The organism is Faecalicatena orotica (assembly GCF_905197545.1).
GTDB classification, from domain to species: domain Bacteria; phylum Bacillota; class Clostridia; order Lachnospirales; family Lachnospiraceae; genus Faecalicatena_A; species Faecalicatena_A orotica.
The window spans coordinates 247,582-259,831 of sequence record NZ_CAJJZH010000003.1 but is presented as its reverse complement, the minus strand read 5'-3'; the positions used below and the strand labels follow the sequence as shown (position 1 = coordinate 259,831).

The following is a 12,250-nucleotide window of genomic DNA, read 5'->3' as shown; positions in this document are numbered from 1 at the left end:
TTATACGGAAACAGAATATAAAACAACTGCCTCATAAGAACGTAAGGTGCCATCTTCCGGCCCGTCCCCATAATTGCCGAGTATTTTATCATATCCACCCGTGAGTGCCGCCAGTGCCTCTTTTGATTTTACCCTGACAGCTTCCGGCCGGAAATTGCACAGCACAAGAAGTTTCTCGGTTCCCAGACTTCTTTGGTATACCATCAGGCCGGGATCTTCCTCATCGATAAACTCAATATTTCCTTCTGCAATTACAGGTTTTTCTTTCCTGAGCCTGATTAGTTTTTTATAAAACGCCAGAATCGAGTCTTCATCTTTTTCTTCCTCCCGGACATTGATTACCCGGTAATTTTCAGGCAGTCCGATCCACGGCTCTGCGTCCGAAAACCCTGCATGGTCTTCCCCGCTCCACTGCATCGGCGTGCGGCCATTGTCTCTGGAACGCCCTGCCAGAATGTCCAGTGCCTCGTCCGTGGTTTTTCCTTCTTTTAACAGGATTTCATAATAATTCAGGCTCTCTACGTCCCTGTACTGTCCGATGGACCGGTACCCGGCATTCGTCATTCCCAGCTCTTCACCCTGATAAATATAGGGGGTCCCCCGCATCAGGTGGATTGCCGCGGCCAGCATTTTCGCCGATTCCTTCCAGTACTTCCTGTCATCCCCGAAGCGGGATACGACACGCGGCTGATCGTGATTACACCAGAAGACTGCATTCCAGCCGTCCGCATTCTGCATCCCGGTCTGCCACTGCCTGAACAGTTCCTTCAGGGCTGCGAAATCCGGTTCTGCCAGTTCCCATTTGTTTCCATTTTTATAATCCACCTTTAAGTGGTGGAAGTTAAAACACATAGACAGTTCTTTTTCCTTAGGATTGGAATACCGGATACAGTTTTCCAGCGATGTGGATGACATCTCGCCCACCGTCACCATGTCTTCAATCCCGGTATCACGCACCAGTTCCTTTAAAAATTCGTGTACATGCCGCCCATCTGTATAAAACCTTCTCCCGTCGCCCTCGTAATCATCCACGAATACTTCCGGCTTCGATATCAGGTTCACGACGTCAAACCGGAACCCTTTGATTCCTTTTTCCTTCCAGAACCGGATCACATCCTTTAATGCACCGCGGACCTTCGGGTTCTCCCAATTGAGGTCTGCCTGCGTCACGTCAAACAGATGGAGATACCATTTTTTCAGATGGGGGACATACTCCCATGCCGGCCCGCCGAATTTCGAAATCCAGTTTGTTGGCAGCCGGTCTTTCTCTCCATCCCGGAAGATATAATAGTCCATGTATTCCTCACTGCCCGCCAGTGCCTTCTGAAACCATTCATGCTCCGTCGAAGTATGATTGAATACCATATCCAGCATCAGGCCGATTCCTCTTTCGTCCGCCTTTTTGATCAGCTCCTCCAAATCCTCCATCGTACCGAACCGCGGATCGATCTTTAAGTAATCTGCCACATCGTATCCGTTATCATGCTGGGGGGAAATGAAAAACGGGGTCAGCCACAGGTAATCTACACCCAGTGATTCCAGATAATCCAGCTTTTCCGTGATTCCTCTTAAATCCCCGAATCCGTCCCCATTTGAGTCTTTGAATGATTTCGGGTAAATCTGATATACTACTTTATCTTTAAAACCGGCCATGCTCTGTTCCTCCTGCTTATTCAAATGTAATCACCGCCGTATCATTTGCCTCTGCACGGATACCCGTATGGAACTGGATACCGCGCGCCTCTCCTTCATCCGTAATAATGCACACCGTTGTATCTGGATGGCCTGCCTGTTTGATTTTTTTTCTGTCGAAACAGATGAGCGGATCTCCCGTACGGACTTTATCCCCCTCTTTCACGAGATATTCAAACCCGTCTCCTTTCATGTCGACAGTATCGATCCCAACATGGAGAAGCAGTTCCATGCCATTGGAAAGCGTCAGGCCGCAGGCGTGTCTGGACTCCTCCATCAGCACCGTCACGGTCCCGTCTGCCGGGGCGCACAGTGTTTCATTTTCCGGGATCACTGCCAGTCCGTCTCCCATGACTCCTTCGGAAAACACACCGTCTCCTACTTCTTTTAACGGAATGACTCTGCCGTCCAGAAAAGCCTTTAATTCTTTTACGGGTTCTTCTGTATCCTCTGGAATCATTTCAGTTTCTGATCTTTTCATACTTTTTTTCTTTCCTACAATTACGGTAAGCAGGAACGGGACTGCGATTGCCACTGCCATGCATATTGCAAAGGAGAGCATATATTTCGGCTGGATGGAAAGGATTCCGGGGAGTCCTCCGACGCCGATTGCATTTGCCGTTGTGCCTGTTGCTACACAGATGACTGCCGCACAAGCCGAGCCGATCATCCCGCACACAAACGGGTAGAGATGTTTCAGGTTGACGCCGAAGATGGCCGGTTCTGTGACCCCGAGGTAACAGGAGATGCAGGCCGGGACGTTCACCTCCTGTGCCGCAGCATTTTTCCTCTGCAGCGTAATCATTCCAAGAACAGCAGAGCCCTGTGCAATGTTTGACAGCGCGATCATGGGCCACAGCATCGTGCCGCCGTAATCCGCGATCAATTGAAGGTCGATGGCATTGGTCATATGGTGCAACCCCGTAATGACGAGAGGGGCGTACACGAATCCAAAGACTGCACCGAAAATAACTTTAAAGGAGCCCGTAATTCCTGCATATACGACACTGGAAATGGCAGAACCGATCTTCCACCCCACCGGCCCGAGGATAAAATGTGCCGCGATAACTGCCAGTACAAGGCTGCAGAATGGGACAACAATCATAGAGACTACCTGGGGTGTAATCTTCCGGAAAAACTTTTCCAGATATACGAGTGTAAATGCTGCAAGTATGGCCGGAATGACCTGTGCCTGATACCCGATCATGTTGATTTTAAAATATCCGAAGTCCCAGAATGGGATATCTGCTGCCGCCGTGGAAGCCACTGCATATGCGTTCAGAAGCTGTCCTGACACGAGTGTCAGTCCAAGGACGATTCCAAGCATCTGGGTCGTTCCCATTTTTTTCGTAACAGACCAGCAGATTCCGACCGGAAGCATGTGGAATACCGCTTCGCCGATCAGCCAGAGAAAGCTGTCGATACCGGACCAGAACTGGCTGATATCGCAGAGTGTCTTTGTTCCGTTCTCGAATAAATACAAGCTGTCAATACAATTACGGAAACCTAAGATCAGACCTCCGACAATGATTGCCGGAATCAATGGTGCGAAGATTTCGGCGATCGCCGTGACCGCCCGCTGCAGCAGGTTCTGATTCTTCTTTGCCGCCTGCTTTACAGCGTCCTTTGATACCCCTTCAATCCCCGCGGCTGCCACGAAATCATTATAAAAATCTGCCACTGAATTCCCGATAATGACCTGGAACTGGCCGGACTGGGTGAAGCTGCCTTTCACTGTCTTCATCGCCTCAATCTTTTTCACATCCGCTATTGACGGGTCGCTAAGCACAAACCGCATTCTCGTCATACAATGTGAGACAGCCGCTATGTTCTGCCTTCCTCCTACCAGTTCCAGAAGCTCTTTTGCGTCCTCTGCATATTTGCCCATGACTTTTCCTCCCAAACTTTTCAATCAGACTATTCGCTCAGTATCTTGTTTACTCTAGGTGTCTTATTTTCTACCATTATCTTGTTTAAACAAGTTCTATAATTCTTTTATACCACACTTGTTTAAACAAGTCAACCTATATTTAGAAATTTCTTAGTTTTTTCTATAAATGCATTAGCGATAGATACTTTAATCCCCACGGCTTTCTTGACTTCTTTTTTTTATCAGCTATAATAAAATCAGATGTTTAAACAAGCAAAAACGCTTTAGAAAGGTGATATTTATGCCAAAGGCCAAATTTGAAACGATATATAAAGATTTAAAAAAGAAAATTGAATCTCAGGAATATCCTTATCAGGAACTGCTTCCTTCGGAGAACACGATGGTAACGATCTATGACTGTTCCCGGAATACAATCCGCAGGGCCGTGTCCGAGCTGGCTGAACAGGGGTATGTCCAGTCTCTGCACGGGAAAGGGGTGCGCGTGATTTACCAGCCGGTCGATCAGGCTTCCTTTACTATCGGTGGGATCGAATCCTTTAAAGAATCTGCTGTCAGAAATCATAAAAGGACCCGCACGGACGTTGTCCGTTTTGCCGAAATCACGGCCGATGAACGGGTTGCCGCCAATACGGGATTTCCGGTCATGAGTGAGCTGTACTATATTCAGCGTGTCCGTTATCTGGAAGATAAGGCGCTGATTCTGGATATCAATATGTTTCTGAAATCCGAGGTTCCCGGACTGACAAAAGAGATTGCCGGGAATTCCATTTATGAATATATTGAAAATGAATTGGGAATGGCTATTGTTACAAGTAAACGAAAAATGACGGTGGAGCGCGCAACAGAGATTGATGAAAAATATCTGGAGCTCAATGACTATAACTGTCTTGCAGTGATCACGGGGCAGACTTATAATGCGGACGGTATTATGTTCGAATATACACAGTCCCGGCACCGGCCGGATTATTTCTGTTTTCAGGATACGGCTACAAGAAAGCGGTGATTGGTATCCATGCCGCCTCCGGACTTTTTTATTTTGAAAGGAGTACCTGTTATGTGTGGACGTTATTATATTGATGACGAGACAGCCAGAGAAATTGAACGGCTCGTCCGCCATCTCGATCAGAAATTAACCGGGGCTGGGAAAAGGGATGTCTTTCCATCCGGGCAGGCACCGGTCATTACCGGGCGTCAGAATGAATTTGCGGCGGAACTTTTCACGTGGGGATTCCCGGGTTTCGGCAAGTCAAACCTGATTATCAATGCCCGTTCTGAGACTGCACTCGATAAAAAGACTTTCCGCGACAGCATCCAGTCAAGACGGTGTGCCATTCCTGCCGCCGGTTTTTACGAATGGAACAGTGATAAGGAAAAATACACCTTCCGGAAACCGGATGGCAGGACTTGTTACCTTGCCGGTTTCTATAAAGAATTTGACAAAGGCGTACGCTTCGTCATCCTGACGACTGATGCGAATGATTCCATGAAAAACGTTCATGACCGGATGCCTCTGGTTTTAAATGAAGAAGAATTGGATGCATGGATTTTTGATGATTCGCAGACAGAACTGATTCTGCATAAAGTGCCGGGGCCGTTAAAGAAAGAAGCGGAATATGAACAGCAGACACTGCCTCTTTTATGATCTTTAAGGCGATTACAATGAATCGGCAAATATGTTTTAGTGCAATTTACACATTTCGCCTGATTTTAGGATATACCCGCTAATCTTGTTTTTTACAAAGGAGAATTTCACTATGGAACAAATGACATTATTTGATGACCGCAAACTGACGGCTCCCCTCGCCAGCCGGCTCCGCCCGGACTCTCTGGAAAATTTCGTAGGACAGGAGCACCTGCTTGGAAAGGGGAAGATGCTCAGGCAGCTCATCGAACGGGACCAGATTTCCTCCATGATATTCTGGGGGCCGCCGGGCGTCGGGAAAACCACCCTCGCCAGTATCATTGCCGGACAGACAAAGGCCGACTTTATCAATTTCAGTGCCGTCACGAGCGGGATCAAAGAAATCAAGGAAGTCATGAACCAGGCCGAGAACAGCCGGCGCATGGGGATCCGGACCGTCCTCTTTGTGGACGAGATCCACCGTTTCAATAAGGCACAGCAGGATGCATTTCTTCCTTTTGTAGAAAAAGGCAGCATCATCCTGATCGGCGCCACCACGGAAAATCCGTCCTTTGAGATCAATGCCGCCCTGCTCTCCCGCTGCCGTGTCTTCGTATTGAAAGCACTGGAGGAGAAAGATCTGGTCAGGCTCTTGAACAATGCACTTTCCCATCCATCCGGCTTTGGCAGCCAGAATGTACAGATTTCTCCCAAACAGGTACAGGCAATCGCTGCATTTGCAAACGGAGACGCACGAACTGCGCTGAATACACTGGAGATGGCAGTCATCAACGGAGAAATCAGTGCAGAAGGCATTACCGTAACAAACGAAGGCCTTGAACAGTGCATCAGCAGGAAATCCCTCCTCTACGACAAAAACGGCGAGGAACACTATAACCTGATCTCCGCGCTGCACAAATCCATGCGCAACAGCGATCCAGACGCCGCCATCTACTGGATGATGCGGATGCTGGAAGGTGGAGAAAACCCACTCTATATTGCAAGGCGCCTGATCCGCTTTGCCAGCGAGGACGTAGGGATGGCCGACAGCCATGCACTCCAGGTAGCCGTAGCCGCCTATCAGGCCTGCCACTTCCTCGGAATGCCGGAATGCGACGTCCACCTGACCCACGCCGTCACCTACCTCTCAATGGCCCCGAAATCCAACGCACTATACAAAGCCTGCGAAGACTGCAAAAAAGACGTCCGCGAACTCCGTGCCGAACCGGTCCCCCTCCAGATCCGGAACGCCCCCACCCGTCTGATGAAAGAACTAGAATATGGCAAAGGCTACGAATACGCACACGATACCGAAGAAAAACTAACACATATGCAGTGCATGCCGGACTCACTGAAAGACCGGGAATACTACCACCCTACCGGGCAGGGAGAAGAACAAAAAATAAAAGAACGCTTAAAAGAAATACAAACATGGAAATTGGGGACGTAGTAAACCTCAACTTTACTACGTCCCCAATTAACTTTTGTGGTGTCACTTTTTGGGATCTGCCCTGTCACTTTTTGACCTTTTCCCCATATATTGTGTCCCCATCCGAAACTTCATACCAATTATGCTCTTTCTTTTTTAAATAGTTTTATCAAAAAGCTGTTCTTCCCCTCTTCGTACTGATATGTTATCTCTCCGCCCAGTTTTTCTACGATTTTCCGGGCTATGGCGAGACCGAGGCCGGTACCTCCTTTTGAGGATCTTGCCTGGTCACCCCGTACGAATGGGTCGAACATGATTGTGTGGATTTCTTGTGCAATGGCTTCTCCGTCATCCTGAATCTGGATTTCTACTGTTTCATTGTTTTCTTTTACTGATACCCATGCACCCTGTCCGGTCTGGTTGTATTTTATGATGTTGCCGAGCAGATTTTCTATAACCCTTTTCGTTTCTTTCTGATCAATGCCGGCCCAGATCGGGGTTTCCGGGATTTCTATGTGCATTTCGATTCCTTTTGCTTCGAGGTCCTCGTAATATCCGGCGCATATGGTACGCAGCAACTCGCAGATATCTGTCTTTTTTATTTCAAATTCGTACTCGGGATTGTCCAGCTTCAGCATTAGGAACATTTCATTTACAAGTTCGTCGACCCTGACTGCCTTTTTATCGATGGTCTGGTAGTATCCTCTCAAGTCTTCTTCCCTGATTAGTCCCTCCTCGAGCACATTTGCATAGCTTTTAATAGTTGAGACAGGGGTCTTGATGTCGTGGGAAAGTTCTAGCAGCATCCGGTTCTTTTTTTCTTCCAGTACGCGTTTCTCTCTTTTTTCATTCTCCAGCCGTTCGGTCATGATGTTGAAGCTGTCGCGGATTTCCTCGAATTCCTTCTGCGCCCGGAAATCCAGACGTACCTGATCGACACCGTGGTTGATGACCTGTTCCATCCCAACCGTGATCTCGCTGAGTGGTTTTTTTATTTTTCGGGACAGATAGCGGCTCATCAGGTAACAATTTCCAAAGAAGAACAATGTAAACACGACGAAAAATACAGCTACGATCCTTTGCCCTGCACCGCTGCCTGCTGCATTATAGTTATATGACAGGCTCAATATATTTCTTTCTGCTTTTACGAAATAGTAATACTTCTCCCCGCCCAGTTTTATGGTATTGATAAACCCGCGGTACCGGGCGGCCGGTGTATCCGTGTCTACCATGTTGTCTGTGACCAGGTATTCATAAATCTCATCCTGAGTATAAGACTGCGGCTTATCCTGCTTCTGCCCGTACACCTCCAGTATATGATAGTCTTCATCCAGCTTTTCGATCCACATACCGTTTCGTTCCAAAGAGCCTAAGTCTTTCACCTGCCCATTCTCATCTATCATGTCATAAGGCGCAAGCGACTCAATAGTCCCGCCGCCGAGGGACAGCAGAACTCCGAACAGGCACACATACAGCCCTGCCACCAGCAGGACGGCAAATAAAATATAACTCGTTACCAGCTGTCTGAAGACACTTCCCTGTTTCTTCCTCTGCTTCATTTTGTTTCCCTTTCTATCTTATATCCAAGCCCCTTCACCGTTTTAATCAGTGTTTCCTGTCCCGACGGCTGGTCAAGTTTACTCCTCAGATTGCTGATATGTACCATGACCGTGTTGTCATCACCAGCATAATCTTCCTCCCACACCTGTTCGAAGATCTGCTGTCTTGTAAAAATCCTTCCGGGATTGCTAAGAAAGAGCCTGAATATTTTAAATTCCGTGGATGTCAGCTCCAGCGCCTTCCCGTCAAGCGTCACAACACCTTCCCCGGCATTCAGAACTACCCCCTTCGCCTGAAGAATATCCGGCTTCTTTGCCGTATCTTCATGGTAATCATAATTCCGCCTAAGCTGCGCCTTTATCCTTGCCACCACTTCCAGTGGATTATAAGGTTTCGTCACATAATCATCGGCCCCCAGCTCCAGCCCAAGTATTTTGTCATAGTCCTCGCTCTTCGCAGTCAGCATAATCGCAGGGATTTTGCTCGTTTCCCTGATTTTCCGCAGCACTGAAAAACCATCAAGCCCGGGCATCATGATATCCAGAAGCGCCAGATGGATTCCCCCTGTGCGGAAAATCTCCATCGCCTCGATTCCGTCCTTCGCCTTTCTGATCCGGATATTCTCCCTGCCCAGATACAGCTCCAGTACATCTAAAAGCTCAATCTCATCATCTGCTGCCAAAATCGTATATTCCATCGCATCCTCCCCCCGGACCATATCCGCCCTCTCCTCTTATTTTACTGCACTGACGGCCTCATCCAGCATCTCGTCCAGACTTTTGGAAAAATCCATCGTTTCCTTCCAGTCCGGGGAGAGCTGATCGAGAATCAGACACTTTGCCATCCCGATCCGGTAATACTTTCCGCGTCCGTCCTCATATTTATCCAGCGTTTCCAGATACCGCTCCTTGTATGTCTGGCCGCCTTTGTCACTGCCTTTTTCTGCCTTCAAAACAATTCCTTCTACATAATACGCAGTCCCTTCGGTCAATTCACAGCGCCGCTCGGCATCAGCCGCTTCCTGCGTCATCTTTTCCCTGCGTCCGTCTTCAAGCTTCCTATATTCTAATACAGCATTCCTGACTTCGTCAATCTTTCCTTTTTCCATTGCACTTCCGGTCACGATCTTCTTAAGAAGCCTCATCTCCTGTTCAAGCTCTTTTTTCACATCCTTTTTCTGGTCCACTTCCTTTTTAAAGAAATCCTCCTCCGTTTTTCCTGCCTGACCGGAAGCCGTCTCCATATCCTCCGTAAAATCCTCGGGCGTCATTCGTTCCCCCATAATCTGGTGGCTGCTAAGCTGCCATGCATGAAACGCCTCATGCCAGATCGTGGCAGTCTGTTCTTCTTCCCCGTATCCGCTGCCCGAAGCCATCCCTTCCACACCGCCTGCAAGAGACAGCAGGCTTTCAAACCGCTTCATCGTCGGGATGATGACTTCAAAATGGTCCCCCACCGGATAGGCGGTCCCGGCAAATGTCTCCAGAACCGGCTCTCTTTTTTCGATTTCCCCCTCGTAGAATACATAGTCATGTTTTCCATCATACATCGCAACCGGATAATCTTTCAGTTTAAAGTCCTGAAATCCAATCTCATCCACAACCGGCTGCAGACTCGCAGCTTCTTCATATATTTTCTTATCCTCACTGGCAATCCCTGTGTTTCCCGTCAGAATCCAGCCTGCAAGAAGCGCCGCCCCTGACAGTACCGCCGCCCCCTTACACAGGAGCTGTTTTCCTGACAGCACAGTTTTTGTTTTCTTCATCCCTACGCCTCCTTCCTGCGGATCACAAATAAGAGCAGGCCGCACACATACAGTACAAGAAGTCCCCCCAGTATACTGTGTATCTGAACCGTTTTCCCTGACAGCAGGTTCGCTGCCTGCGATTCTGCCGCATACAGGTCAGGTACAATAAATAAGATAGCCCTGACAAGCTGTCTGGACACCCCTGACACAATCCCGGATACCGTCTCCAGAATCGGGTGCATCGTCCCTGCCAGCATAAACGCCGCGCAGAGCACCCCCGCCGCCATCGAGGGGAGCACCAGGCTGACCGCACTGGTAAACAGGCTGACTGCCGCCGTACTCACCGAAAAAATAAGAAATGCCGGAACTCCTTTTACCAAGACGCCAGTCTCCCCTCTCACTGCCGCAAATATCATCACGCCCGCATACAGGATAAACAGTGCACCGACTGAACTGACGATATTCGCCAGTGCCAGCTGTCCGTGGTACTTCCACTGGCTGACGCCGCGGATCCAGACAAGGTGGCTCGTTTTCCGCTCATATTCATTTGGAATCGTCCGCAGGCTGAGCGCAATCGCAATTCCGCCGCCGAGCACGGAAATGACATTCATAACAAGCGGCATGACCATCTGAAACTCCGTCACCGATACCCCATTTATTGACAGAGTGGCCGCACCGCTCATGCACATCATGACGATCAATATTCCAATCATAATCACAACATAGATATCTTTTCTCCTGATCCGTTCCCTCAAAGCATTTTTCATAATTCCCATCTCTACATTCCTCCGATTTTCTCTACAAAAATTTCTTCCAGACTTCTGTTTTCTTTCCCTTTTTCCCACTCATAGAGCAGGTTTCCTTTTTTAATAATAATCCCCCTGTCGCAGACCCGCTCGATATCACCGAGGATATGGGAATTGATGATAATCGTCTTGCCGTCCTCCTTAAGGCTCCTGATCGTCTGCATCATTTCCACGCGCCCCAGGGCATCCAGCCCTGCCGACGGTTCATCCAGAATCAGAAGTTTTGGGTCCCCGAGCAAAGCCTGCGCCAGCGCCAGACGCTGCAGCATTCCTTTGGAATAATTCTTAACCTTCGTCCTGCTGTCCTCCAGTCCTGCCCGCTCAAGCAGTACCGGAATCTGCTCTTTCAGTTCTTTCTTAGGAATATTCTGGAGGCTCCCGTAGAATTCCAGCACCTCCCTGCCGTTCAGAAACGGATGGAAGTATGGGGTTTCCGGCGAATACCCGATTCTGATATTCTCCTGCTTTTCTACGTCTCCCCCGTCTTTGGGAATCAGTCCCAGAATCATTTTAATCGTTGTCGTCTTCCCTGCCCCGTTGCTTCCCAGCAGGGCAAACGCCTCACCTTCCTGCACTGCAAAACTTAAGCCATTCACAACACATTGCTTCTGGTATATTTTTTTCAGATTTCTGCATGATAACATGTTCATAAACATTCTCTCCTTCTCTTAAGATGCTTTTATTGTAGTTCATTTACTTTAAGTGAAAATAAATCCAACCTAAAGATCACCTTAAGATACTGTTTTTCCCGGCATATTTCTTCACGCCCGCGCAATATACTGTAAAAACACCATCGAAAGAGGCCGCCATGCAGACCATATCCACAAACATATGCCAGCGCACCATGTATTCACGAGGTATCCCCGTCTTTCAATACAAAATCAGCTATCCCTGTTTCCACACCACATACAACATTGCAGCAGCGAGGACGATCAATCAGTATTATTCTCAGTATGCACGTAAAACAGAGGAGTACTGCCGCACAATCCTGTTTCCACAGGCCGCGGATAATGCAAAATATATCCCTGATAACCAGCCACCTTTTAATAGTTACCAGTTCCTGTCCGAGTACCAGACCACCTGTAACCGGGACTGCATCGTCAGCCTGTACACCGACAGGTACGAGTATCTGGGCGGCGCACACGGATCCACAACGCGCCTGTCCGATACATGGAACTTTAAGACCTGTACCAGACTTACGCTGGAACAGTTTTTTCCCTCCGATCCTTCTTTTACCGAAACAATTTTTCAGGAGATCGAATCCCAGATATCCGGACGCCAAAAAGAGACCCCGTCCTCTTATTTCGACGATTACGCGGTCCTGCTTCGGAAAAACTTCCATCCGGAAAATTATTATCTGGATGACAATGGGATTGTTATCTATTACCAGCAGTATGATATTGCCCCCTATTCCACTGGAATACCAACGTTTTCCATCCCCTTTCAGGAAAACTTTCCCACTTGTGTATAGAACATACGTTCTGATATAATCAGTTTAAAGCAC

Annotated in this window: 11 protein-coding genes; 4 read left to right on the top strand and 7 right to left on the bottom strand. The window is 48.3% G+C overall.

Annotated elements, in window-relative coordinates; translation table 11 throughout:
* Nucleotides 1-1,653, bottom strand: coding sequence for an alpha,alpha-phosphotrehalase (gene treC / locus ABIN22_RS07970; RefSeq protein ID WP_346907811.1), 1,653 nt, complete (start codon nt 1,651-1,653; stop codon nt 1-3).
* A 16-nt stretch (nt 1,654-1,669) separates the two neighbouring features.
* Nucleotides 1,670-3,580, bottom strand: coding sequence for a PTS system trehalose-specific EIIBC component (gene treP, locus ABIN22_RS07965; protein ID WP_346907809.1), 1,911 nt, complete (start codon nt 3,578-3,580; stop codon nt 1,670-1,672).
* Between the two features lie 283 nt (nt 3,581-3,863).
* Here treP and treR point away from each other — a divergent pair, with 283 nt between their 5' ends.
* The 3 genes from treR (at nt 3,864) to ABIN22_RS07950 (ending at nt 6,654) form a co-directional block, all read left to right on the top strand.
* Nucleotides 3,864-4,586: a trehalose operon repressor gene (gene treR / locus ABIN22_RS07960; RefSeq protein WP_109732088.1), complete on the top strand. Its 723-nt coding sequence runs from the start codon at nt 3,864-3,866 to the stop codon at nt 4,584-4,586.
* Nucleotides 4,587-4,637: 51 nt separating this feature from the next.
* On the top strand, nt 4,638-5,225 hold the full coding sequence (locus ABIN22_RS07955) for an SOS response-associated peptidase (RefSeq protein WP_346907807.1): 588 nt from the start codon (nt 4,638-4,640) through the stop codon (nt 5,223-5,225).
* A gap of 112 nt (nt 5,226-5,337) precedes the next feature.
* Nucleotides 5,338-6,654, top strand: coding sequence for a replication-associated recombination protein A (locus tag ABIN22_RS07950; protein ID WP_346907805.1), 1,317 nt, complete (start codon nt 5,338-5,340; stop codon nt 6,652-6,654).
* A gap of 119 nt (nt 6,655-6,773) precedes the next feature.
* On the opposite strand, the gene ABIN22_RS07945 is transcribed toward ABIN22_RS07950, so the two are convergent.
* The 5 genes from ABIN22_RS07945 to ABIN22_RS07925 are packed head-to-tail and all read right to left on the bottom strand — an operon-like array spanning nt 6,774 to nt 11,396.
* Nucleotides 6,774-8,192, bottom strand: a complete 1,419-nt coding sequence (locus ABIN22_RS07945; protein WP_346907803.1) for a HAMP domain-containing sensor histidine kinase — start codon at nt 8,190-8,192, stop codon at nt 6,774-6,776.
* The gene (locus ABIN22_RS07940) at nt 8,189-8,911 is read right to left on the bottom strand and encodes a response regulator transcription factor (RefSeq protein WP_346907801.1); all 723 of its coding nucleotides are present in this window, start codon (nt 8,909-8,911) and stop codon (nt 8,189-8,191) included. The genes ABIN22_RS07945 and ABIN22_RS07940 overlap by 4 nt, the downstream gene beginning before the upstream one ends.
* A 15-nt stretch (nt 8,912-8,926) precedes the next feature.
* On the bottom strand, nt 8,927-9,958 hold the full coding sequence (locus ABIN22_RS07935; protein WP_346907799.1) for a hypothetical protein: 1,032 nt from the start codon (nt 9,956-9,958) through the stop codon (nt 8,927-8,929).
* 2 nt (nt 9,959-9,960) lie between these two features.
* Entirely contained in the window at nt 9,961-10,716 is a 756-nt protein-coding gene (locus ABIN22_RS07930; protein WP_346907797.1) for an ABC transporter permease, read from the bottom strand.
* A 2-nt stretch (nt 10,717-10,718) separates the two neighbouring features.
* The gene (locus ABIN22_RS07925; RefSeq protein WP_346907795.1) at nt 10,719-11,396 is read right to left on the bottom strand and encodes an ABC transporter ATP-binding protein; all 678 of its coding nucleotides are present in this window, start codon (nt 11,394-11,396) and stop codon (nt 10,719-10,721) included.
* A gap of 158 nt (nt 11,397-11,554) precedes the next feature.
* On the opposite strand from ABIN22_RS07925, the gene ABIN22_RS07920 reads away from it, so the two are divergent.
* A complete protein-coding gene (locus ABIN22_RS07920; protein WP_346907793.1) occupies nt 11,555-12,217 on the top strand; it encodes a DUF3298 and DUF4163 domain-containing protein in 663 nt (220 codons plus the stop codon).
* The last annotated feature ends 33 nt before the right edge of the window (nt 12,218-12,250 follow it).